The organism is Pseudomonas sp. TE9122 (assembly GCF_056278925.1).
In genome coordinates this window covers 1,902,445-1,925,482 of the sequence record NZ_JBWBQI010000001.1, presented here as the reverse complement: position 1 = coordinate 1,925,482, position 23,038 = coordinate 1,902,445, and the positions used below count along the sequence as shown (strand labels likewise).

Sequence of the window (23,038 nt, the reverse complement as noted above, 5' to 3'; positions counted from 1 at the left end):
AATCAGGTAATTGAAACCTCGATACTCATAGCCTGCGCCGTAGTCGACATCATCGAAACGGTCGGCGTTTACTATTCTCAAGACGCCGCCCCGCTAATTCGACTCAGCGAAATTGAAACGGTCTGGCGCCTGAAAAGTAGATGCTGCTCCATCCACGTCATTTACCAGCTACCGTACGGGATGCCGAACTTATCAATGTAACGCTTGGCCTTCTCACTCACGGGATAGGCATAGCGCCCGCCATGCTTGCCCTGCTCCGGGCCGAGAGGTTCGAGTTCGCCTTGAGCATGGGAGACTTTTATCGGGCGGTGGCAGGAGTCCCTGACCCACGCTTGAAGCACTCCCCCCGGGGCGAGCCCCACAAGCAGCGTTGCGGAGTAACGTGCGGTTCTTTCGGGAGTCTTCGGGCACCGCTGATGTGTGGACTGCACCATCAGTTGCCTCGCTTCTTCTGGAATCTCTATGAAGCCTTTATAGGTTTTCTGCTCCGATATCGACTGCCAACGGACAAAAATCATTCGAGGAAGGTCAGCACCGGTAACCAAAACTCCAGAACCACCGACTGTTCCCCAACCACGGGCAGACTCCGTCCCATCTTCTGGTTCGCCTCCGGGAGCGGATTTTCCACCGACTCTGAAAAACATTCTGTTATTGATATCCAGCACCGAGCTGTCCTCAACCCAGATCTTCATGTAATTCGGCTCAACGAATCCTATTTGCCACCAAGGAGACTTGGGGTCATTTTCTCCACTTTCGAAACCTCCTTTCTGGCAGCCTATTAACAATAAGGCGACAAGCAGAGCGATTACAGACTTCATTACCAGAGCTTCCAATCAGCTACGTGAGGATGTTGTACACGGATCGCGTCTTCCGTCGGGGCGTTGATGTAAACAGCATCAATACCGCTCCCGTCTCTTCTTCCAAGGGGATGATTCCAGTTTGCAGAGGTATGAATGTACTTCAGCTTGAGCAAAGCCTCTTCTTCTGCAGTTGTTCTGTAGTTTCCGGTGAGAAATCGGTCACAAAGAGGTTGCAGCTCTGCCGGCACGGAGTATTCGTCATCTTCCGGTATATCAATGAATTGAACACCCTTTTCTTTTGCCAGCTGATACATGACTCTTAAATAAACTCTCGAAAGTTTTCCACTCACCGGACGTTTCAATTGTAGAGCGGCATATACGCGCTTCTGCCCCGGTGAAAGCCTGTCTTGATGCTCCTGCGGAATTTCGAAGGCAGCCGGGGTGACAATATCCAGCAGATGCGCAGGCCATCCTTTAGCAAGCCACTCGCTTTTTACGCGCGCGGCGTCGTGATAAATCGACGTCGTTGAAACGTCTACGTACCGAGGTACATCGAGAGTTTGCATCGGACTGACAAGCACGCGTTCCTCTACTTCATCAAGATAGCTGCCGCCAATATCCGAATGAACCCCGGGAAGAGTGTACTCAGGGTGCGCGGGCTTCACTCGGCTGAGCGCAAAATTAGCGCGACACTCATCACGCGCTACGAGATGTACGACATCCGTGAAGTATTGACGGTCCAGGTAAAGCCTCACACCGGGAGCTATAGGACTTTTCACCCGGCCAAGATTGGTGAAGCCAGCAATTGAGGGCACCGTGTCAAAGAGCCCGATGAAACCCATTTTGATGCCGTTTCCGTATTTATTATCAAAGGTGCGACTGAAATCTGCGGCGTTCCGGTTTAGGAGATCTCCTAAAGCTCCTTGCTTACCCCGCACCACTTCATTTGCGAAGTGCCGTGCAGCAGCAGCCCCACGACTGAAGCCAAATGTATCGAACGTCAGGGACGCAATTTCACTGTCGGGGTTCTCTTGCAGTGCCTCTTCGATAGCTTGTTTTATCTGCGTGAAGGACGCTTGTACGCGACTCGTAACACCAGTCTCACCTCGCCCCGTTCCAGCACCTACAGCGCTATCCATCTGATCGCTTTCAGTGCCTATACCTTCGACATATATTGGGCTTGAGACGAACTTAAGAAAGCCATCGCCTTCGGCTTTCTGGGTCTTTTTATACAGAGAAAACAATTTCTTGATATTCGTAGGCCCGGCGCCATAACTACTATCCGGGTCACTCATATAAGGCATGCAGCTAGCTGGTATATCCTCAGGCGCAATCGGATGCTGAGCACCACACAACAACCCCGCAGCAGAGTTGTTCGCATTGTTGCCAGTGCCATCAAAGAAAACCCCGATCCTCAACGCAATGCCTATCTTCTCAGGCTCGCGCGCGGGCTCTTTCCCGTGCTTCTCATATTCGGCCCAGTGCTGGGCGTGCAGGTCGACGGGTTTGGCTTGTTCGTAGCGGTAGTTTTTCGGCGGGTTTGGAACGTAGCCACTCAATCCTTGATTCCTTGTTCTGATCCTTGAAGAACGGACCGAAGGGTGACAGTCGAGGCCGGGTGGTGCAAGCCGTGGCCGTCTGCCAGCCGTGGTGCGCCCGGGTGTTGCGACGAGGTTTTGCGCTCGTCGCATTGCGGGTTATTTGGCTATTTCGACTTTATCCAACGCCTGATTTACCGCGATTTCGCCGAGCATGGCGACCTGGGCAATGCCCAGCAGCGTCTTGCGGCGCAGGTTGTCGAGCAGCGCGGCGAAGTCGTAGAGCATGGTGGTGGCCGAGCCGATGGATTCGCTGGCGTTGGCCAGCAGGGACTCGGTGTCGTATTTCGGGTTGGCGAGGAACATCTGTTCCGGGGTGTTGGTGCTGGCCAGGATGTCTGCCGGGCCGAGGTAGTGATCGAGGGCGCGTTCGGCGGCTTCGTGTAGTTTTTTCGATGCACTTGATTCGTAGGGGGATGCGGGGTCGGTGGTTGGGGGATTGGGTGTGACCTTGAACATGGTGAAACTCCTGATTATTCGTCTGGAGCTGCCAACATCACTTGCAGATGATGGGTGGCAGCTGTGCGCGGGTCTGCAAGACCGGGAAATCAGGAACCCGGCAGACCCGAAGGTCTCCCGCACAAAGCCGCCATTGAGCGGACACGAACGAATGTCCTTTGGCAGGGGTATGCGACTGATTTCCGACGGGCTTGCAGACCCGATCACTGATGAGCAGTGACAGGAATCAAGTTACGGAGGGAACGGCAGACGCACAAGCCGGCGGATTCTGGCGTAGTCGTAGGGAATGGCGCAAGGCGTTGTAGCCGTTTGCTTAATGCTTGATTTACTGTTTAAACGGGCTAAGGGTTTTCTGTTTATGTGGCGGTGAATGGGCTGGCGTCATCGCGAACAGGCTCACTCCTACAAGGGGATCAGGCGATGGGCAGTCACAGCATTCTGCTCCTGCACATTCAACTGTCGCTTCTTAAGCAGCGGGTCAATCTCCATTTTGCTCCTCGGTCGTGTGCCGCTAGTTGTCCCTGGTACTTCAAAGCCTCAATCAAAAACCCGAGCGCTCTACGAAAGGTCGGGATGCATAAAGATTTCCTTATCGGTTTAAACGATCAATCGGGGCGGCATCAACCCTGCGTTACGAGCGTCAATTTCGGCCAGATCTCGAGCCATCTCTTCGACTGCAGGCGCTCCAGAAACACCACGTATTTATCACTTTCAAATCGGGCGGTTGGCCGCACTTTCAGCGCAAACAAATCCTCCAGCCCCAACGGCGCCGAAACCTCTATCGCACCATGCCGATCAAGCCTGACACCTACTGCCGTAGCAGTTTCCGGCCAGAACGTCATTGCATCCGCAGCCGCCCCATAAGGCGCATCGGCGTTCCGCTGGTGCATGCGTGCCTGGTTTTTCACCGACCACTTCAAGTCACTGCACAGTGCTGCAAGCTCGACCTCCAAGGCCAAATCCGTTTGATCACCGGGACGTGTTCTGTCAAACCATATGACATCAATGTCCTCGGGCAACGGCGAAGGTTGGCGCTGATGCAGATGATCCCAAACCAGGCTGCGCACAAAACCTGCGGCAACCCAGCAGTCCGGCAAGTTGAGATCCCTGACTATGCGCAAGATGTGCATGCGGACGAGATCTTCAGCAATCAGATCCCGCAGTTGCGCTTCCAGATTCATTTATTTCAATCCAATGACCATGGTTGCGAGAGCCTATCAGTGGTCTCTGTAAGCGCTCGGTCCCTTGTGCTGAATGACGAGTGCAGGCGAACTTTGCAGGATAGGGCCAACTGCCGCCCACTTCTCAAACCTTGAACTCTTCCTTGAGCAAATCGGCAAACTTGTCTTTTGCGCGATGAGATTCAACGTGCCTGTTCCAGATAAAATAATTCTGCACAGGCTTTAAGTCATTGAAGAAGAATCCTTGAATACCGCCGAGCTGGCGGAACTGTTCAAACATGCCTCTCGGCACCAACGATATCCCGGCGCCTGAACTTACGCAGCCAAGGATGGTGCCATAACTGGCTATGCTTGTTATCGGGTTGAAAACTTTGTACCGCTCCAGCCAGGTTAACAAAGCCTTTCTGTAGGGACATCCTTCAGGCCACATGAATAAATCCACACCGCGCAGATCCTCTGGCTGGTTTATCACCCCCACGGACGGCGAGGCAATCACCACTAGATCCTCTTCATAGATCTCCAGACTCTCGATGTCCGGATGTTCTGGCCTGACGGCAATTATTGCCCCGTCCAACGTGTAGTTGACCACTTCTGCGGATAATTGTGACCAATCGCCAGTGCTGAATTGCATTTGTACAGCCGGATAAAGTTGATGAAACCTGGATAGCACTTTGGGTAACCGGCCGGTAGCGGATGATTCTATGGCACCAATCCTGAGTTCTCCCGAAGGAGCTGACGACGGATCAAGCGCTCGTTGCGATTCTTCGCACAAAGACAGGATTTTGTTGGTATAGCCGAGAAAAAGCCGACCTGAAGGGCTGATGATCAATCCTCTGCCTTTCCTAATAAACAGGTCAACTCCAAGCTCACGTTCCAGAAGCTTGATGCGGTTGGTGATGTTGGACGGCACGCAGTGCAATCGCTCCGAGGCACGGACGATACTGCCCAGATCGGCTACTGCCTTGAACATGACCAGTTGCGAAAACTCCATGTAAACGCTCATTAAAAATGAATGATTGGGTCAGTATAAGTCACTTGTCGCAGGTCAACAAATCGGGCTAATTTCGCCGCTGCAAGGCAAGAAAGTGCGTTAAAACCAAACATTTCATAGGTCTTTAGGGAGAAGGACACATCATGAGCTCAGCATCGCCACAGAGTCGTTTGGAACCGCTTGAACATAAATCCATGCAAGAATTTGGCGAGACATTTATCCAGGCCCTGCCCAAGCACATACGCAACTTGAAAATTCCCGGACGTACCTTAGAAGAAAACCAACGGCGTCAACCGTTGCTGGCCTGCGTCGGGAACGTTGCTGAGGTACAGGACGCCATGCTTGAGGTACTCAATCATTCCATCACGCAAGACGCGCAACTGGCGGCTGAAAGCGCATTCAGGGCGTTCCTCGAAAAGCCAGTAATAGACTCGTCGGTATTGAGCTTTTTCAATGGGTGGAATGAAACCCATAAAACCACCAGCATTGTTTCGGCAAAAATCATCATGCGCCTGTCGGCGGATGCGATATCGGTATCTCCCGACAGACGTGAGGGTTACCACAATGTCATGGCGCATAGCATGAAGTGGCGAAAGATGATTTCGGTTTAGGACATCAGGGCCATAACGGAATGTACAACTACATGACCGCAGCTTTTGGTGCATCAGCCTGGGTTGAAGAACAATTCAAAATTGCTGAATGCAATGACTTCGCGGACTTCCTATCCAACAAGGGCATCATGCTCAATTACAATGAAAGAGTCGGCAATGCATTCTCCGCCATGCATCGGATTATGACCTGTTGATCTCTATTGATTAACGAAGCATGCCGATGAACTCTCATAATGTGAGCTTGGAGAATGATCGGCATGTTTTGACGACATTTAAACCAAACCACGAGCGACTCATGAACCTTCCGGCCAAATGACGTTCCGCAGGGATCTATCGCATGGATGTTGAACACGCTGTTCTTGCATTGGGTTTCTTCGCGTTTTGTGGTGGCCTGATAGACGCTGCGGTCGGTGGCGGAGGCCTGGTACAGGTGCCGGCACTTCTACATGCCCTACCCCAGTACAGCCTTGCCACCATTTTCGGCACCAACAAACTGGCCGTTCTGGCAGGCAATATTTCATCAATATCGGGTTACCTGAAGCGCATAAAAATCCGCTGGAATTTAATGCTTCCGACCATGCTCGCCGCTTTTTTATTTTCTTTTCTCGGAGCTCTCTCAGTATCCCTTGTCCCTAAAAGATTGATGGAGATCGTTGTCTTTTTCATATTGATAGTCATGGCTATCTACACGTTTATGGAAAAAAAACTTGGTTTGGCAGGCAAAGACCGCCACTTCGGAACGAAAGACATTTGCCTTGGAGTGTTCTTCGGCAGCCTGATCGGTTTCTACGATGGTGTCTTCGGACCGGGCAGTGGCAGCCTGCTGCTGTTTATCTTCGTCAAGGTCTTTGGCTTTGATTTCCTCAATGCATCAGCCTCTGCAAAACTGGTTAATCTGGGGACGTTCAGCGCTGCGCTCATATTTTTTATCCCCTCCGGTAATGTCTTGTGGGCGATTGGCGGCATAGTTGCTTTATGCAATATGGCCGGTGCACTGACCGGTGTCTTCTTGGCATTACGGTATGGAAGCAGTTTCATCAGAGTTTTTTTCCTGATTCTGCTCGTATTCCTGATCGGCAGAATGGGGGTCAACATTTTTTCGTAGACCCTGGTCACGTCATACCATCCGCCGCGAATCCCGCCGTACTGCCTGCGGCGGCACGCCAAACCCGCGCATGAAAACCTCGCGCATGTGCCGGCGGTCACGAAACCCGGTTTCTCTGGCGACCACATCCAGACTGTGACTGCTTTGCTCGATCAGCAAACGCGCTGCTTCCAGCCTTAGGCTCTCTATCGCCTTGGCCGGAGACTGGCCGGTTTCGGCGGTGAACACCCGGGTGAATTGCCGCGGACTCAGGTGCACCACTTCGGCCAGTTCTTCGACACTCAGCGGGCGATTGAGGTGCTTGCGCGCGTAATCCAGTGCACTCTGAATGCGATCGGATTTGGGTGACAGCGACAGCAATTCCGAGTGCTGCGACTGCCCGCCCGAGCGGCGCTGATGCATCACCAGCCGATGGGCCACCGAGCGCGCAATGTCGCTGCCCAGATCTTTTTCAACCATGCCCAACGCCATGTCGACACCAGCGGTCATGCCCGCCGACGTCCACACCGGGCCGTCGATAATAAAGATCCGGTCGTCCTCGACATTCACCGAGGGATGCATCCTGCGCAGCGCCGGGGCGAACGCCCAGTGCGTGGTCACGCGGCGATTATCCAGTACACCGGCCTGCGCCAGTACGAACGAGCCGGTGCAGATGCCGGCCACGCGGCGTGCGCCGTCGGCGAGCCCGCGCACGCTGTGCAGCACGTCAGCATCGGGCGGCGTCATCGGTGTCAGCGTTCCCGCCACCAGCCAACTGTCGGCCAGCCCCGCTTGCGTCAGCGGCAACGTATCGACGTGCAAGCCCAGCGAGGAGCTGACGATGCCGCCGGCCTGGGAAAAGTTCTGCACCTTGTACACGGCTTTGCCGGTGACGATGTTGGCGAACTCGAACACCGACTGGGTCGCCAGCGCCATGACCTGAAAACCTTCCGTGAGCAGATAGCCGACTCGATGCATGGTCGCGCTCCGTTTGTTGAATGTCCTGAAACACTACCACATACGTCATTCAGGTCGGAGCAGGTTTTCTCCATCATGGTTCACATGCCAATCAATCCACTTGCGGGACGCAGCTCATGAAACTTGAAGCCAACACGATCTTCATCACCGGCGGCACTTCCGGCATCGGCCGCGCACTGGCCGAGGCCCTGCATCAGCGCGGCAACAAGGTCATCATCGCTGGCCGTCGCCAGGCCCTGCTGGCAGAGATTGCCCAGGCCAACCCGGGCATCGATACCGTGCAGCTGGACATCAACGATGCGCAGCAGATCAACGACGTCGCCGCCGAAGTCATCCGCCGCCATCCGTCGTTGAACGTAATCATCAACAACGCCGGGATCATGCCCTTCGACAACGCGGGTTCCGGCGACTACGACGATGAGCAGGCAGTAGGTCTGTTGCAGACCAACCTGCTCGGCCCGGTGCGCGTCAGCGCCGCGTTCGTCGAACACCTCAAGCGCCAGCCCGAGGCCTACATCATCAACAACAGCTCGGTGCTGGCCTACCTGCCGCTGGCGACCACGGCGCTGTATTCGGCGACCAAAGCGGCGATCCATTCCTACTCGCTGTCGCAACGTTTCATGCTGCGCGACACCAGCGTCAAGGTCCTGGAAATCGCGCCACCTTGGGTCGATACCGACCTGATCCACAAGAGCGGCGACGAGCGCGCCATGCCGCTGGACGAGTTCATCGAGGAAACCCTGATCAAGCTGGAAACCGCCACCACCGAAGTGCTGGTCGACCGAGTGCTGCCGCTGCGAGCCAATCAGGGCGCGAACGAGCACGGGTTGATCGAGCAGTTCAACCTGTCGCTGCTGGAAAATCCTATTCCGGTGGCTTGATGACAGCGCCGAATACTTCCGACCACTTGGGTTTCTGATCCAAGTGGTTTTTTTTGGGACAAGATCCAAGGCTCAGCGGTGACCCGAAATCGGTTGCTGTGTACCCTTTCTGCATCAGGCAAATCCATGCAGAGGACAGGGTGTTGGCATATCTGGATTGGGTGCAATGGCCGGCGATGCTGGTCACCGTTCTGGCCGCCTGGCTGATCGGTTCGCAACGACCGCAACGGCGCATGAGCGGCTTCGTTTGTTTCAGTCTGAGCAATTTGCTGTGGGTGATCTGGGGCGTCCATGCCGGGGCTTACGCGCTGATCGTTCTGCAGCTTTGCCTGTTCCTGATGAACCTGCGCGGCTTCATGAAGAACCGCGTTCCAGAGCGCTGAGTGACGCTGATCATCTGGCCAGAAAATCCTTTGAATTTTTCTTGTCGGACAAAATCATTTACGTATGAGCGTAAGGAGGAACTCATGCGTAGCACCGATATTTTCGTCATCGAATACAAACATCACGACCAGCCAAAATCATTCGTCATCCGCGCCAAGAGTATGCGCAACGCCGACGCTTGGCATTGGGCGAGCTGTGACGCCGGTATTGCGCCGATTCCGAAACCGGGTAAACCACCGTTGAAAGTGGTTTCCAAACCCCAGGCCGAGCGCTATGGGATTACGGAGGTGAAGTGGCGCGAGACCGCAGCGCTGGACTGGACGGAGGCTTAGGCAAATCGGGTCGCCTGGCTGAGCTTGCACGTCAGCCAGGCGACCCACAACAGACCATGGAGGGCATTCCGCTGGGGAATGTGCGGTTATCGTCCCGGTGAAGTGACCAGTACCTGACCGCGCGAAACTGATCGTTCCTCACGCTCCGCGTGGGAACGATCAATAACAACTAAGACCAGAACCCTTTATGCGGCTCAGCCGCCTCTTCCTCCAGCATCGGCCCGAAAACGCTCACCGTGCGCTGCCCTCTGGCAAACACTTCGCGACACGGCAACGAGAACGTCGGGTTCTCGGGATGATCGCCGGTCAGCCCGAGCAAAGCATGTTCCGATAACGCGTACACCACTCGCCCGACACCGGTCCAATACACCGCGCCAGCGCACATGCAGCAAGGTTCGGCGCTGGTGTACAGCGTGCACGCCTCCAGCTCCGTGGGCGACAACCGCTTCGCCGCCGCAGCCACCGCGACCAGTTCGGCATGCTGGGTGGGATCACCTTCCGGCGGCATCGAATTGTTGCCCGCTTCGGCAATGACGTTGCCGAAGCGGTCCGCCACCAGCGCCGCAAACGGGTGCCGGCCCCGTTGCTTCGACGCCTGCGACAGAGCGATGGTCTGGCGCAACAATGCCAGGTCCAGATCGCTGACGCCGGCCGGAACAAGCTGAGTGAATTGATTCATGGGTAACTCCTGGGCAGTGAGAAAAGACAAAAGTCAGTCGGCCAGTTCGGCCGTGGAAGCGCCGACGGCGTCGGTCGATGGTTTTTGTTTGTTGAGCAAGAGGTTGAGCAGAATGGCGGTGATCGCACCGAGGAAAATGCCGCTGTCGAGCACCAGTTTCAGCGTCGGGCCGACATGTTCGAACAGGGCCGGAAACGACATTGGCAGGACGCCGACGCTGACCGACACCGCAACAATAATGGCGTTGCGTGTGCCCTCGAACTGCACCCGTGACAGTTCCTGAATGCCCGCCACCGTGGTCATGCCGAACATGACGATCGCGCAGCCGCCCAGCACCGGCGTCGGCACCGCCGCAATCAGCGCGCCGAGCTTGGGGAACAAGCCCATCAACACCATGATCGCGCCAGCGGCCGCAACGACGAAGCGGCTCTTGATGCTGGAAAGCGCAATCAGGCCGGTGTTTTGCGTGAAGGCGTTATAGGGAAAACTGTTGAACAAGCCACCGAGCATGGTCGACAAGCCGTCGGCGCGGAACGCGTTGCCAAGGGTTTGCTGGGTGGTGGGTTTGCCGACCAGTTTGCCAATGGCCAGGCAGTTGCCAGTGGTCTCGGCCATGATCACCAGCATCGCCAGGGTCATGATCAGAATCGGTACCAGAGAAAATTCCGGCGGACCGAACGTCATTGGCGCGCTCAACTCGAACCACGCCGCCTCGCTGACCCGATTGAAGTGCGTCATGCCGCAGGCGGCAGCGATCAGGCTGCCGACAAACAAGCCGATGAGCACACTGAGGTTACCGATGAAGCCGCTGAATTTCGCATAAATCACCAGCGTCACACTGACCGTGGCCAGGCCCAGCAGCAGATTGGCCGGGCGACCGAAGTCAGGCGAATCGGGATTGCCACCACCCAGCCAGATTGCCGCCGCCGGCATCAGTGAAATACCGATGATGGTGATCAGGCTGCCAATCACCACGGGCGGAAAGAATCGCAGCAAGCGGCTGAACACCGGCGCCAGTGCGATGGTCAGGAAGCCGGCGGCGATCACCGCCCCGAAGATCTGGCTGAGGCCAAATTCTTTGCCGATCATGATCATCGGCGCCAGCGCAATGAACGAGCAGCCCTGAATCAATGGTAAACGCGCGCCGAACTTCCAGAAGCCGAGGGTCTGAATCAACGTCGCCACACCGGACGTCAGCAGGTTGGCGTTGATCAGTAAAACCACCTGAGCCGACGTCAGCCCCATCGCGCTGCCGAGAATCAGCGGCACCGCCACCGCTCCCGCATACATCACCAGAACATGCTGCAGACCGAAGGTGAAAAGCTGCCGCAGGGGCAACACCTCGTCGACCGGGTGAACGCGTTGTGTAGTCATGGCACAAGCTCCTGAAGGGGCAGCGTTGGTTGTAATCGCGGGCGCTCAGGGACAGACGCACAAACAGAATCGGCCCCGGCGTTCGAAGACGCGGGGTCATCCTTGAATGTTTTTAACGATGAAACAAATTGGCAACCATCGCTTTTTTCGATGGCAAAGACGCGGCACAATCGCCATCTCGCTCAACCTCGGAGTACACCGCGTGCGCTTCTCACTCGATCAGTTGCTGATGTTCGTCCAAGTGGTGAAAAGCGGCTCGTTCTCCGCCGCCGGGCGCAAGCTGGGCAAGACGCAATCGACCATCAGCGCGGCGATCGCCAATCTGGAAACCGACGTTGGCGTCGAGTTGTTCGACCGCAGCAATCGCAGCCCTGCCCTCACCGCCAGCGGGCATAAATTGCTGGTCCAGGCAGAGGCGGTACTGGAGCGCTGCATGACCTTCGAGGCCCACGCCGATTGCCTTTCCGATAGCGTCGAACCGAGCCTGACCCTGGCGATTGAAACGCCGTACGGCCCGATCATGCCGGTGCTGCAAGCGTTCGAGCAGGCCTTTCCGTTTGTCGATCTGATCATTCGCCACCCGGTCTACGGCGATGTCAGCGAACTGGTCAGCAGTGGCGAGGCGGTGCTGGGCGTGGCGTTTTCGCAGCCGGGCTATCCCCGGGAACTGGCGTTCCAGCAACTGGGCAAACTGATCATGCTGCACGTCTGTCATCCCGATCATCCGCTGGCGCAACTGGACAACGTCACGTTCGACGATTTGCACGTGCATCGGCGCCTGGCGTTCAGTGCGCACGCCAGCAAACTGCCGAGCAGTGAATACCTGCGTTCGACGCAACTGTGGCAAGCGGAAAGCTATCTGGCCCTGCTCGAAATGGTCCGCGCCGGCCTCGGCTGGGCGACCCTGCCGCGCCAGCTGATCCAGCGTGAACTGGGCAATGGCGAACTGGTCGAGTTGCAGCTGTCGGCGTACCCGCATACCGACTGGCAAATCGGCGTCGACCTGTTATGGGCACGCCAACGGCCACTAGGGACGGCCGAGCGCTGGCTTAAGGAAAAGCTCCAGGCCAACAAGGTTTATGAACGCGATCGCAACGGTCAGACCACTACGCTGTGATTACTTGGCGAACACCTGGCCCATGTCCTTGAACGCCTTGAATTCCAGCGCATTACCGCAGGGGTCGAGCAGAAACATGGTCGCCTGTTCGCCGACCTGACCCTTGAATCGAATGTAGGGCTCGATCACGAATTGCGTGCCGAATGACTTCAGTCGCTCGGCCAGTGCTTCCCATTGCTGCCACTCTAAAATGATGCCGAAGTGCGGGACCGGTACGTCGTGGCCGTCGACCGGGTTGCTGTGAACGCTTTCCTGGGCAGCTGTCTGCGGCTGTTCATGGATGACCAATTGGTGGCCGTAAAAATTGAAATCGACCCACTGCGCGCTGGATCGGCCCTCGTCCAGACCGAACACTTCACCGTAAAAACGGCGGCAAGCGGCAAGATCGTAAACCGGGATGGCGAGGTGGAAAGGCGAAAGACTCATCAGGCACTCCGGCAACCGCGTTGATTAAACCAATCTGGCAACGGCGCACCGCTGCTGATCGAGGATCGAAAACAGCCTAGATCAAAAACCCGCCAGACGCCGACCCGACATGTCACGAGAAGGCGCGGCTATCGATACGCGCCACGGCTATCCGCCCGGTTTCACTGCCCGCGCCTGACAACCTGTCGGTGACAATCCTCCGGGCTCAGCACGGCACCGGCTCTGGAGCGTACGACAATGGTTTCAACGGGCTCGGCCCGTTCGTTGTCGAGCAGGATCGAGTGCTCCTCCCCCTCGACAAACAGAAAACGCTCGCCCCACTGCCGCAGGCTGACGACGATGGGGAACACCGCCCGGCCCATGTCGGTGAGCACGTATTCCTTGTAGGCGCTGCCATCGGACGCGGGCTGAATCTGCAACACGCCGAGCTCGACGAGCATTTTCAGTTTGACCGTGAGGATGTTCTTGGCCAAGCCCAGACGTTTCTGGAATTCACTGAAACGGCGCACGTCATCGAACGCATCGCGAATGATCATCAAGGCCCAGCGATCGCCAATGGCTTCGAGGGTTCGGGCCACCGGGCATTCGCTCTGCGCCAATGTTTGTTGTCGGGCCATGTGATTCCTGATGGATCGGCTATTGAATGTGGTTGCATTTAACAACCCGAATGAATAAAGATCAACGTATCGGTTTCAATTCAAAACCACACTACGAGGAAGCAAGGATGCCGTGTCAGACGCAAACCCTGATCAATGCGCAAGCCGCAGCTGACAGCGCAACGACCGGGCTGAGTCGTTTGCAGACTTTTCTCTTTGCAATCACCTGCGCGATGGCAGTGGCCAATGTTTATTTCGCACAGCCATTGTTGGAATCGATGGCCGCCAGCCTCGGCGTTTCACCCGGTGCAATCGGCGTTGTGGTCACGGCCACGCAAGCCGGGTATGCGGTCGGGCTGCTGTTCATTGTGCCGCTGGGTGATCTGCTCGATCGCAAGAAACTCATCGTGAGCCAACTGCTTTTGTCTGCAACGGCGCTGTGTGCCGTGGGCCTGTCCGAGAGCTGGGGAGTGTTGCTCGGCGCCATGATGCTGGTGGGTCTGCTGGCGGTGGTGGTGCAAGTGGTGGTCGCCTGCACCGCCAGCCTTGCTCGCCCGGAGCAACGCGGCGCCGCGGTGGGCACCGTCACCAGTGGCGTGGTACTGGGCATTTTGCTGGCGCGTTTCGTTTCCGGCGTAGTGGCTGATCTGGCCGGATGGCGCGGCGTGTATTTTGTCTCGGCAGTCACGATGGTCGGTATGGCTTTGGTGCTTTGGCGCACCCTGCCCGCCTCGGCAAAACCGCCCGCACAGGGCAGCTATCGGCAATTGCTGCGCTCGATGTTCCAACTTTTTTTGACTGAGCGGGTATTGCGCATCAGAGGCATCTTCGCCCTGCTGATTTTCGCCGCGTTCAGTGTGTTGTGGACGTCGATGGTGCTGCCGCTCAGCGCCGCGCCCCTGTCGTTGTCCCACACGCAGATCGGCCTGTTCGGACTGGCCGGGGTAGCGGGCGCGCTCGCCGCCGCACGGGCTGGGCGCCTGGCCGATCGCGGCTTGGGCAATCGCACCACCGGCATCGCTCTGGCGCTGTTGACGCTGTCCTGGCTACCCATCGCATTTGTCGACAGTTCGCTGCTGGCGATGGCCGTCGGAGTGATCCTCCTCGACTTCGCCGTGCAAGCGGTGCACGTCACCAACCAAAGCCTGATCTTCGCCGCACGGCCCGATGCGCAGAGCCGACTGGTCGGTGCGTATATGTGTTTTTACTCGGTGGGCAGTGGTCTGGGCGCCATCGCGGCGACGTATACCTATGCGCACTCTGGCTGGGTGGCGGTGTGTTTTCTCGGAGGCGGGATCAGTGCTGTGGCGCTGATGTATTGGGTGTGGCTGGAGTACGTATATTCACACGACTGAACCAATGTGGGAGCGAGCCTGCTCGCGAAGACTAAGCATCAGTCAGCAGCGAATTGTCTGACCTGACGCCTTCGCGAGCAGACTCGCTCCCACAGGGATTATTCGCCAGCAGTTACTTGCCGTCCTCGGGCTTCTCGGTCTGCATCTGCACCGACGGTTTGCTCTTGTCGCCGTCCTTGTTGGGTGCATCGTTGGAATCGAAGCAGCCGCTCAACAGAAACATTGAGCAGAACCCCAGACATACGCAGATTTTCTTCATGACAATCTCCTTTCAGCAGTGGTATTGCTACCCGGTTCAAGCTTGACCTAGCATCGTTTACCTTCTTCCGGGATGTGCGCAAATTCATTGCAGGACTGCATCGGGCTCTCAGCCCTTACTGTGCTCCGGCGACGAAGGCCCTTCCTTGACGCCGCGCGGGCCGGCGATGCCCCACACGATCAGGCCGAGCACCGGGAAGACGATCAAGCCGATCGCCCAGGCGGCTTTGACGCCGACGCTCTTGTTGCTGCGAAACACGCTGACAATCGCCCACAGGTCGACCAGCAGAATGATCACCGCCACGGCGATGGAGAAGTAACTCGCTGCCTCGTTCATTTCGCAATCCTCCGATGACTTGTAAGCATTGGGCTGCGGGGCTTTTTCAGCGTTCAAAAAAATTGCGCGTGCGCGGCGCCAAAGGCTCAGCCGCCTTCCGCATCCTGGCGGATCACGGAAATCTTGCCGTTGCGCTCGATGATCGCGAACTTGATCTGGTCGATGGTTTCAATGCCCTGACTGGAGCGCGCCGCCTCCATGACATCCGCCTCGACCAGCCGCGCATGGCGCAGACGCCGCTGCAACAGCTTGCCGTTCTCGACAATGATCGTTGGTTCACCATCGATCAGCCGCGAGATCCAGCTGGACCGCTGCTTGAGCAAAGAGAACCCAACGTCGATGGCGATCAGGGTGATGATCACCAGAAACGCATTGGTCAGGGAAAAATCATCACCAAGCAGCGCTTGCTGGGTGGCTTCACCGATGATCATCAGCAAGACGAAATCAAACGTCGTCAGCTCGGCCAACGAACGCCGACCGGCAATTTTGAACAGCACCATCAGTGCCAGATACATCGCGAGTGCACGCAACACCGAGTCCATGGGTCACCTATGGATAAATGAATTGAATGAGCTTCACTTCGCTCGAGCCCGGCGCGCGGATATGGCTGCGAAACAGCCCCAGTCCGTCGCCGCGCAGGGTCAGATAAAGCGTTGCCTGGCCCTGCGTATCCGCCTGCAACCACAAACGCATGCCCTGCGCTGAGCTGCGCATACGCACCAGCGCCGGCTGCATGGTTTCGATGCTGAAGCCATCGAGCATCTCGCCGCCGATGTCCAATTCGACGGTAGCTTCAGGCGTCGCGTGCACGCTGAGTTTCAGCGGGTTGGTCGAGCCGTTGCGGTGGAACATCTCGTACTCGACCTGGACTTTGCCATCGTCGCTGCGGGCGTCCTGCGAACTGAGCACGCCCCGGGAAAACAGCCCCAACAGACCCAGCAGCATGCACAGCACCAGTAGATACCAACCGATGCGCTCGAAGCGCCAGACCTTCAACTGATAGGGCATGTCCTCCTGCACCGGGAATCGTCGGCTTTGCAGATCGGGATGCTCAGCGTCAGGCTTCATCGGCGCCACCCTCCCTCGCCGCGCAAGGCGCGACGGTGATAGGCCGGCAACTGCTGCAAGGCGAATTCACAGGCCAGGGTCTGCACTTCACTGCGCGACCCGGCAAACCATTGCCGGGTGCTGAACAGAAAATGTTGGTCATCGAACTGGAATGCCCAGGCGAAACACACCGTGCCGGCCTTGATGCCATCCATATCGTCGGGGCCGAGAATGCCGGTGGTGGCGACGGCGACGTTGGCCGTGCTGTCGCGCAACGCACCGATGGCCATTTCACTGGCCACTTCCACGCTGGTCAGATTGAAGGTTTCCATGGTCGCCGGGCTGACGTGGAGCAAGCGCTGCTTGGCTTGCGGCGAATAGACCACGTAGCCGCATTCGATCAGCTCGCCGCTGCCGGGCACTTCCGACAGCAACATGACGATTTCCCCGGCCGTGCAGGATTCGGCGGTGGTGATGATCAGCGAATGTTGGCGCAGGTATTCAATCGTTTCCTTGGCGATGGACATGGCACGCTCTCGAAGCTGTTATTGCCGGTTGACCGCTCGCTGTGCGGATCATTCCGCTGGACTGGATGAGCGTATACCCGCCTCTTCCAGTGAAAGTTTTCCGCCCTGTTCGGCACGATCACCTACCCTCATAGACTGTGTGATCCACTCGAGCCCGCCGCCCCCATGCGCTGTTCATTCAAGTCGTTGTTTTTGGTTCTGTTGCTGCTGCTGATGCAGGGCAGCGCTGCGCCGTGGGCAGCGGACCTTGCCGCGCCGGCGAACTCAGGCGCAGCGCCGCTACCTGTGATTTCGCAAAGCGATCTGCAAGCCCTGCAACAACGCCTCGACGGGCTCAAGCAGCAGATCTCGGCAGCGAACAATTACAACCAGCTCGAAGGCCCGCAGGATCGGGTGCAGGCGTTCATTCTCGATGTCGATCGGTTGTCGGCAGCGCTGTTGCCGCAACAGGCGCAACTGGCGGTGCAACTGGGCGTGCTCGGCACCGCTCCAGACGCTGAGGTGGCTGCCGAGCAAGCCGATATCGTCGCGCAACGGGCTGCGCTGGCGGAACAGAAAAGCAAGGTCGACGGCACCCTGAAAAGCCTCGCCGCACTGAAACAGAATGCCGCCGACCTGATCACGCAAATCGCCGGCATCCGCCGCACGCTACTGGAAAGCGAACTGACCCTGAGCACGCGCAGTGTGTTGAGTCCGCAGTTCTGGGCGCCACTGATCAATCCAAGCGAGGACGACCGCCAGCGCCTGCGACTGTTCGTCGAGCAGGTGGCTGACGTATGGGCCACGGTCTGGGCGCCGGGCGAGCGGTTTTACACCTGCGTACTGGTGCTGCTGGCGCTGCTGATCTGGACCTTCGGCCGACGTCTGGCTGAGCGCGGGCTGACCTGGTTCTGCATTCATCGCGTGGCGGAGGGCCGACTGCGCCGCAGTGCCTTGGCCTTCGCCTCAGCCATAGCGACATTCATCACCACCGCCATCGCCCTGAAGCTGCTGTTCTACGCCTGCACCCGCCACGACGCCCTGCCGCCGGTGCTGGAAACCTTCTCCGAAGAGTTCGAAAAAGTCGTCTATGCCTGCGTGCTGATCACCGGGCTCAGCCGTGCATTGCTGTCCACCGAGCACCCGTCGTGGCGCCTGCCGGCAATTGCTGATCCAGTGGCGCTGGCCCTCAAGCCTTATCCGCGAATCCTCGCCTGCGCGTTGCTGGTGTTGGTGACGCTGGTGCAAGTCGCCAATGCCACAGGCATGAGCAGCCACATCGTGATGGCCGGGCGCGGCGTGATTTCCATGGTGGTGCTGGCGATCATCGGCACGATGCTGGTGCGCGTGGGCAAAGTGCGCAAGGCCTTGGTCGCCGCCAACGACGCTTCGGCGACGAACAGCGTGTTCGCCGGGCTGATCTACAGCGTCGCCAGCGTCTCGATGTTTGTCACGGCCATTGCCCTGCTTGCCGGCTATGTTTCGCTGGCGCGGTTCATCAGTTATGAACTGGTGTGGAGCTACGTCGTGCTGTCGGGTTTCTATTTGCTCATTCAGTTGGTCAAGGACGCCTGTGAACACCTGTTTTCACCGAAACACGCGAGCGGCCAGGCGCTCAAGCAATTGCTCGGGGTCAGCGATCGACGCCTTGAGCAAACGTCGATCCTGTTGTCCGGCGTCAGCCGCGCCGGCCTGATGCTGATGGCGCTGATTTCGTTGTTTGTCGGCGGCATCGGCACCACGCTCGGCCAACTGGTCACCAACATCATGTCGATTCTTGGCGGCGCCGGTTTGCGCAAGCTGAATATCGTCCCCGGGCACCTGCTCAATGCGCTGTTGGCGCTGCTGATCGGCATCTGGCTGATCCGTACATTGAGCCGCTGGCTCGACAACGAATTCCTGCCCAAGACCGACATGGACCCGGGCATGTGCGCGTCGCTGAGCACGCTGTTTTCCAATATCGGCTACGCCTTCGTGATTTTGCTGACGCTGTCGTCGCTGGGCGTGCAGTGGACCAATCTGGCGTGGATCGTCAGTGCGCTGTCAGTGGGTATCGGCTTTGGCTTGCAGGAGATCGTCAAGAACTTCGTCTCCGGCCTGATTCTGCTCACCGAGCGCCCGGTCAAGGTCGGCGACCTGATCAGCATCAGCGGCGTCGAGGGCGACATCCGCCGGATCAACGTGCGCGCCACGGAGATCCAGCTCAGCGACCGCTCGATCGTGATCGTGCCCAACTCGCAACTGATCTCGCAGAACCTGCGCAACGTTACCCTCGGCGGCAGCGCTCAGGGCGTAGCATCGCTGGAGCTGGTGTTTCCGCTGGATATCGATCCTGAGGAGGTCAAACAACTGCTGCTGGATGCATATCACGAGAACGAAACCATCCTCGATAAACCGGCGCCATTCGTGCGTTTCAGCAAGTTGTCGCCGGACGGCATAACCCTCACGGTCACCGGCTATGTGGGCAGCCCGAGGATTGTCGGGCTGACCAAGAGCGATTTGTTGTTTGAAGTGTTGAAGCGGTTGGGCGCGGCGGGGATTGCGCTGGCGAAGCCGCCAGCGGCGTGATCAGGTTAGCGCTTGCCCGAGTTGTCGATGCGGGCCGTGCTGCTGCGTGGTGTCAGCTCGAACGGCAGGACGACATGCCTTTCTGCCAGCGGCCGCTTTTCGATCAGGGCAATCAGCATCTCGACCGCCTTGGCCCCGAAGGCCTCGGCTGGTTGCGAGATGGTGGTCAGCGGCGGATCGCAGAACGCAGCCATGGGAATGTCATCGAAACCCACCACTGAAATATCCTCGGGCACACGCAGCCCAGCCTGCCGGATGCGCTTGAGTGCGCCAATGGCCATTTCATCGTTTTCACAGAACAGCGCACTCGGTCGCTCGGCCAATGCGAGCATCTTTTGCGCGCCGGCAAAACCGGCCTCGAGGCTGAAATTGCCATGGCAGATCAGTGCTTCATCGATGGCAATCCCGGCTTCGCGCAATGCCGCTTCGTAACCCGCCAGTCGATCCAGGGTCAGCGGGCTGTTTTTCGAGCCCTTGATCAGGCCGATGCGTCGGTGTCCCAATGCGATCAGGTGGTCGGTCATGGCTTTGGCGGCGGCGACGTTGTCCAGGCTGATGGTTGGATAACGCCCGGCCTTGAGCACTTCGCAGGCGTTCACGATCGGCGGCACATCGGCGTCGGCCGGAGCGTTTTCGAAAGGATCGTAGGCGCGCAACTGAATCACCCCGTCGGCCTGATAGGCGTACACCAGCTCGGCGAATTGTCGCTCCAGTTCTTCCCGGCCCTGAGTGTCGCAGAGCAGCAAGCGATAGCCAGCCGCCTGCGCCGCTTGCTGCGCGCCGCTGATGACCCGGGCAAAAAAGGTGTTGGCGATGGTCGGCACCAGAATCACCAGATTGCCGGTGCGCCGCGAGCGAAACTGCACGGCCATCAGGTTCGGCCGATAGCCGGCCTGCTCCACGGCCGCCATGACGCGCTCACGGGTTGGCGCGAGCACACGCTCGGGCGATTTCAAAGTCCTCGAAACCGTCGCCACGGAAACGCCAGCCAGCCGAGCCACTTCGCGGATATTGGACAAAACCACCTCGTTGTTTCATGCCGATCAGGCGCGGAGCTTACCGCAGGCGACGAGCGATCGAAACGCTGTCGATCATCCGCTGGCATTTGACACCCGGCTAATTCAAGCCTAGATTTCGCCCACGATGTAACCGGTTACATCACTCATCAGCATTGCATCCAGCTACCGAGACGACTGCCATGTACGCTGCCGCAAAAATAAGAATGGGTTTTGTTGGAGGCGGTGAAGGTTCATTCATTGCCCGTGCCCACCGGCAAGCCGCCGGCCTCGACGGACGCTTCGAACTGGTCTGTGGCGCGTTCAGCCGCGACTCAGAGAATAATCAGCGCACCGCTGCGACCCTGGGAGTGTCCGCCGAACGTTGTTACGGCGACTGGCAAACCCTGCTCGCTCGCGAGGCCGCCCTGCCCGCCGAGCAACGCATGCAACTGCTGGTCATTGTCACCCCCAATCATCTGCACGCACCGATTGCCCGTGAGGCATTGAGCGCCGGTTTTCACGTGTTCAGCGAGAAACCCGCGGCGCTGAATCTCGCCGAGGTGCAGGCGCTGCATTCGGTGGTGATCAACAGCCAGCGAATTTACGGGCTGGCGCACACCTACCTCGGTTACGCGATGGTCTGGCAGGCCCGCGAAATGGTCGCCAGCGGCGTGCTCGGGCACGTGCGCAAAGTCATCGTCGAGTACCCGCAAGGCTGGCTCAGCACCGATGTCGCCGGGCAAGGCAACAAGCAGGCCGGCTGGCGCGACGATCCGGCGCAATCCGGGATCGGCGGCTGCATTGGCGACATCGGCACCCATGCGTTTTCCCTCGCCGAGTTCGTTGCCGGCCAGTCGATCCAGTTCATCAGCGCAATGCTCGGTTCGCATGTCGAGGGTCGGCAACTGGATGACGATGTGGCGATGCTGTTCAAAATGAGCGACGGCGCAAGTGGTGTATTGCTCGCCAGCCAGGTCTGCGCCGGTGAGGAAAACCCGCTGAAGATCCGCGTCTACGGTGACAAGGGTGGGCTGGAATGGCGTCAGGAAGAGCCGGCCAGTCTGATTCATCGACCGTTGAATGAACCGATGCGTATTCTGCGATCCGGAGTCGGTCAGCCGTGGTTGTGTGACGCTGCCAGTCAGCGCATGCGCCTGCCCGCCGGGCATCCCGAGGGTTATCTGGAAGCGATGGCCAACCTGTACGGCGATCTCGCCGAGGCGATTGTTCAAGGCGTCGAAGGCCATCAGGCCCCGGGCATACCGGGCATCGAGACCGGCCTGCGCGGCATGGCCTTCATTGAAACCGCCATCGCCAATCACCTTGGCAATGAAAAGTGGAGCGAGATACCCGGCCCACTGACAGGAGCCCAGCACAATGAACAGTGATCAGCAAAATTTGACTGGCCTGAAAGGTCCGGGGATTTTCCTCGCGCAATTCATCGCCGACGAAGCGCCTTTCGACTCCCTCGCCAACATCGCCGAGTGGGCAGCCTCGCAAGGCTATAAAGCCATTCAGGTACCGACCCTCGGCACGCGGTTCATCGATTTGCAGCGCGCCGCTGAAAGCCAGGATTACTGCGACGAACTCATCGCCGTCTGCGCCCGCGCCGGTGTGGTGATCAGTGAGCTGTCGACGCACCTGCAAGGGCAATTGGTCGCTGTGCATCCGGCGTTCGACAGTCTGTTCGACGACTTCGCCCCGCCAGCGCTGCGCGGCAAGCCGCAGGAGCGCACCGAGTGGGCCATCGAGCAGTTGAAACTGGCGGCCCGTGCCAGCCAGCGTCTCGGACTCAAGGCCCATGCGACCTTCTCCGGCGCCCTGCTCTGGCCCTACGTCTATCCATGGCCGCAACGTCCGGCCGGTTTGGTCGAGCAAGGTTTCGCCGAACTGGGCAAGCGCTGGCTGCCGATCCTCGATTGCTTCGAAGAGGCCGGCGTTGATCTGTGCTACGAAATCCATCCCGGCGAAGACTTGCATGACGGCGCGTCGTTCGAGCAGTTTCTTGAGGCGGTGAATCATCACCCCCGCGCCGCAATTCTCTATGACCCGAGCCACCTGCTGCTGCAGCAAATGGATTACCTCGGCTTCATCGACCGTTACCACCAACGCATCCGCATGTTCCACGTCAAGGATGCCGAGTTCCGCCCCGATGCGCGCTCCGGCGTCTACGGCGGCTATCAGGGCTGGGTCGAGCGTCCCGGGCGCTTCCGCTCGCTGGGCGACGGCCAGATCGATTTCAAATCGATCTTCAGCAAACTGTGCCAATACGACTTCAACGGCTGGGCCGTGCTGGAGTGGGAATGCTGCCTGAAAGACTCTGCACAGGGCGCGGCGGAAGGCGCGGCGTTCATCGAGCGACACATGATCCGCAAGACCGCCAAGGCCTTCGACGATTTCGCCGGGGTCAGCGCCGATGCCGCTTCCAACCGGCGCCTGCTCGGCCTGACCGACGACTGATTCATCCGCGTTACCGAC

The 23,038-nt window shown here is 58.2% G+C and carries 27 protein-coding genes; 11 read left to right on the top strand and 16 right to left on the bottom strand.

Annotation, left to right across the window (positions count from 1 at the left end):
- Nucleotides 1-161 precede the first annotated feature (161 nt).
- From ACZ9BE_RS08765 to ACZ9BE_RS08745, 5 genes are all read right to left on the bottom strand, one after another.
- Nucleotides 162-818 (bottom strand): DUF2931 family protein, encoded by a 657-nt coding sequence (locus ACZ9BE_RS08765; RefSeq protein ID WP_457263503.1) that lies wholly within the window; start codon nt 816-818, stop codon nt 162-164.
- Complete coding sequence (locus ACZ9BE_RS08760) at nt 818-2,359, bottom strand: T6SS phospholipase effector Tle1-like catalytic domain-containing protein (protein ID WP_476249248.1); 1,542 nt, start codon at nt 2,357-2,359, stop codon at nt 818-820. Before ACZ9BE_RS08760 ends, ACZ9BE_RS08765 begins: the two co-directional genes overlap by 1 nt.
- A gap of 138 nt (nt 2,360-2,497) precedes the next feature.
- Nucleotides 2,498-2,857: a DUF6124 family protein gene (locus tag ACZ9BE_RS08755; RefSeq protein ID WP_476249247.1), complete on the bottom strand. Its 360-nt coding sequence runs from the start codon at nt 2,855-2,857 to the stop codon at nt 2,498-2,500.
- 620 nt (nt 2,858-3,477) lie between these two features.
- Nucleotides 3,478-4,038, bottom strand: coding sequence for a nucleotidyltransferase family protein (locus ACZ9BE_RS08750; protein ID WP_305382704.1), 561 nt, complete (start codon nt 4,036-4,038; stop codon nt 3,478-3,480).
- A 124-nt stretch (nt 4,039-4,162) separates the two neighbouring features.
- Nucleotides 4,163-5,029, bottom strand: a complete 867-nt coding sequence (locus ACZ9BE_RS08745) for a LysR family transcriptional regulator (protein WP_236169168.1) — start codon at nt 5,027-5,029, stop codon at nt 4,163-4,165.
- 143 nt (nt 5,030-5,172) lie between these two features.
- Here ACZ9BE_RS08745 and ACZ9BE_RS08740 point away from each other — a divergent pair, with 143 nt between their 5' ends.
- From ACZ9BE_RS08740 to ACZ9BE_RS08730, 3 genes are all read left to right on the top strand, one after another.
- Nucleotides 5,173-5,640: a hypothetical protein gene (locus tag ACZ9BE_RS08740; protein WP_236169167.1), complete on the top strand. Its 468-nt coding sequence runs from the start codon at nt 5,173-5,175 to the stop codon at nt 5,638-5,640.
- Between the two features lie 32 nt (nt 5,641-5,672).
- On the top strand, nt 5,673-5,834 hold the full coding sequence (locus tag ACZ9BE_RS08735; RefSeq protein WP_236169166.1) for a hypothetical protein: 162 nt from the start codon (nt 5,673-5,675) through the stop codon (nt 5,832-5,834).
- Nucleotides 5,835-5,977: 143 nt separating this feature from the next.
- Nucleotides 5,978-6,745, top strand: a complete 768-nt coding sequence (locus tag ACZ9BE_RS08730) for a sulfite exporter TauE/SafE family protein (RefSeq protein ID WP_056784810.1) — start codon at nt 5,978-5,980, stop codon at nt 6,743-6,745.
- Nucleotides 6,746-6,757: 12 nt separating this feature from the next.
- On the opposite strand, the gene ACZ9BE_RS08725 is transcribed toward ACZ9BE_RS08730, so the two are convergent.
- Entirely contained in the window at nt 6,758-7,702 is a 945-nt protein-coding gene (locus ACZ9BE_RS08725; RefSeq protein WP_095179613.1) for a GlxA family transcriptional regulator, read from the bottom strand.
- Between the two features lie 116 nt (nt 7,703-7,818).
- Between ACZ9BE_RS08725 and ACZ9BE_RS08720 the strand changes: the two genes are divergently transcribed.
- The 3 genes from ACZ9BE_RS08720 (at nt 7,819) to ACZ9BE_RS08710 (ending at nt 9,299) form a co-directional block, all read left to right on the top strand.
- Nucleotides 7,819-8,583: an SDR family oxidoreductase gene (locus ACZ9BE_RS08720; RefSeq protein ID WP_095179612.1), complete on the top strand. Its 765-nt coding sequence runs from the start codon at nt 7,819-7,821 to the stop codon at nt 8,581-8,583.
- A gap of 176 nt (nt 8,584-8,759) precedes the next feature.
- A complete protein-coding gene (locus tag ACZ9BE_RS08715; protein ID WP_371924020.1) occupies nt 8,760-8,966 on the top strand; it encodes a hypothetical protein in 207 nt (68 codons plus the stop codon).
- A gap of 84 nt (nt 8,967-9,050) precedes the next feature.
- Nucleotides 9,051-9,299 carry a DUF6555 family protein gene (locus ACZ9BE_RS08710; protein WP_041480580.1) on the top strand — a complete coding sequence of 83 codons (249 nt, stop codon included), beginning with the start codon at nt 9,051-9,053 and terminating at the stop codon, nt 9,297-9,299.
- Nucleotides 9,300-9,468: 169 nt separating this feature from the next.
- Here the strand turns inward: ACZ9BE_RS08710 and ACZ9BE_RS08705 are convergent, their stop codons facing one another.
- Nucleotides 9,469-9,978, bottom strand: coding sequence for a nucleoside deaminase (locus ACZ9BE_RS08705; RefSeq protein WP_476249246.1), 510 nt, complete (start codon nt 9,976-9,978; stop codon nt 9,469-9,471).
- Between the two features lie 33 nt (nt 9,979-10,011).
- On the bottom strand, nt 10,012-11,352 hold the full coding sequence (locus tag ACZ9BE_RS08700) for a nucleobase:cation symporter-2 family protein (RefSeq protein WP_476249245.1): 1,341 nt from the start codon (nt 11,350-11,352) through the stop codon (nt 10,012-10,014).
- Nucleotides 11,353-11,554: 202 nt separating this feature from the next.
- Between ACZ9BE_RS08700 and ACZ9BE_RS08695 the strand changes: the two genes are divergently transcribed.
- Nucleotides 11,555-12,469: a LysR family transcriptional regulator gene (locus ACZ9BE_RS08695; protein ID WP_256808833.1), complete on the top strand. Its 915-nt coding sequence runs from the start codon at nt 11,555-11,557 to the stop codon at nt 12,467-12,469.
- Here ACZ9BE_RS08695 and ACZ9BE_RS08690 read toward each other — a convergent pair whose 3' ends face one another.
- Entirely contained in the window at nt 12,470-12,895 is a 426-nt protein-coding gene (locus ACZ9BE_RS08690) for a VOC family protein (protein WP_150635660.1), read from the bottom strand.
- A 161-nt stretch (nt 12,896-13,056) separates the two neighbouring features.
- Nucleotides 13,057-13,512, bottom strand: a complete 456-nt coding sequence (locus tag ACZ9BE_RS08685; protein WP_476249244.1) for a winged helix-turn-helix transcriptional regulator — start codon at nt 13,510-13,512, stop codon at nt 13,057-13,059.
- Nucleotides 13,513-13,619: 107 nt separating this feature from the next.
- On the opposite strand from ACZ9BE_RS08685, the gene ACZ9BE_RS08680 reads away from it, so the two are divergent.
- Nucleotides 13,620-14,846, top strand: a complete 1,227-nt coding sequence (locus ACZ9BE_RS08680) for an MFS transporter (RefSeq protein WP_460060688.1) — start codon at nt 13,620-13,622, stop codon at nt 14,844-14,846.
- Between the two features lie 112 nt (nt 14,847-14,958).
- Here the strand turns inward: ACZ9BE_RS08680 and ACZ9BE_RS08675 are convergent, their stop codons facing one another.
- From ACZ9BE_RS08675 to ACZ9BE_RS08655, 5 genes are all read right to left on the bottom strand, one after another.
- Complete coding sequence (locus ACZ9BE_RS08675; RefSeq protein WP_177434183.1) at nt 14,959-15,105, bottom strand: hypothetical protein; 147 nt, start codon at nt 15,103-15,105, stop codon at nt 14,959-14,961.
- A 108-nt stretch (nt 15,106-15,213) separates the two neighbouring features.
- Nucleotides 15,214-15,441, bottom strand: coding sequence for a PLD nuclease N-terminal domain-containing protein (locus tag ACZ9BE_RS08670; protein WP_024012535.1), 228 nt, complete (start codon nt 15,439-15,441; stop codon nt 15,214-15,216).
- Nucleotides 15,442-15,527: 86 nt separating this feature from the next.
- A complete protein-coding gene (locus tag ACZ9BE_RS08665; protein ID WP_236169562.1) occupies nt 15,528-15,983 on the bottom strand; it encodes a DUF421 domain-containing protein in 456 nt (151 codons plus the stop codon).
- 7 nt (nt 15,984-15,990) lie between these two features.
- On the bottom strand, nt 15,991-16,509 hold the full coding sequence (locus tag ACZ9BE_RS08660) for a hypothetical protein (RefSeq protein ID WP_476249243.1): 519 nt from the start codon (nt 16,507-16,509) through the stop codon (nt 15,991-15,993).
- A complete protein-coding gene (locus tag ACZ9BE_RS08655) occupies nt 16,506-17,015 on the bottom strand; it encodes a CinA family protein (RefSeq protein ID WP_305382698.1) in 510 nt (169 codons plus the stop codon). Before ACZ9BE_RS08655 ends, ACZ9BE_RS08660 begins: the two co-directional genes overlap by 4 nt.
- A 165-nt stretch (nt 17,016-17,180) precedes the next feature.
- On the opposite strand from ACZ9BE_RS08655, the gene ACZ9BE_RS08650 reads away from it, so the two are divergent.
- Nucleotides 17,181-19,562 carry a DUF3772 domain-containing protein gene (locus ACZ9BE_RS08650; RefSeq protein WP_476249242.1) on the top strand — a complete coding sequence of 794 codons (2,382 nt, stop codon included), beginning with the start codon at nt 17,181-17,183 and terminating at the stop codon, nt 19,560-19,562.
- Nucleotides 19,563-19,567: 5 nt separating this feature from the next.
- Here ACZ9BE_RS08650 and ACZ9BE_RS08645 read toward each other — a convergent pair whose 3' ends face one another.
- Nucleotides 19,568-20,581, bottom strand: coding sequence for a LacI family DNA-binding transcriptional regulator (locus ACZ9BE_RS08645; RefSeq protein ID WP_150635665.1), 1,014 nt, complete (start codon nt 20,579-20,581; stop codon nt 19,568-19,570).
- A gap of 203 nt (nt 20,582-20,784) precedes the next feature.
- Here ACZ9BE_RS08645 and ACZ9BE_RS08640 point away from each other — a divergent pair, with 203 nt between their 5' ends.
- Together ACZ9BE_RS08640 and ACZ9BE_RS08635 are read left to right on the top strand one after the other, a co-directional pair.
- A complete protein-coding gene (locus ACZ9BE_RS08640) occupies nt 20,785-21,948 on the top strand; it encodes a Gfo/Idh/MocA family protein (RefSeq protein ID WP_252887703.1) in 1,164 nt (387 codons plus the stop codon).
- Nucleotides 21,938-23,020, top strand: coding sequence for a sugar phosphate isomerase/epimerase family protein (locus ACZ9BE_RS08635; RefSeq protein ID WP_056784758.1), 1,083 nt, complete (start codon nt 21,938-21,940; stop codon nt 23,018-23,020). The genes ACZ9BE_RS08640 and ACZ9BE_RS08635 overlap by 11 nt, the downstream gene beginning before the upstream one ends.
- Nucleotides 23,021-23,038: the final 18 nt, after the last annotated feature.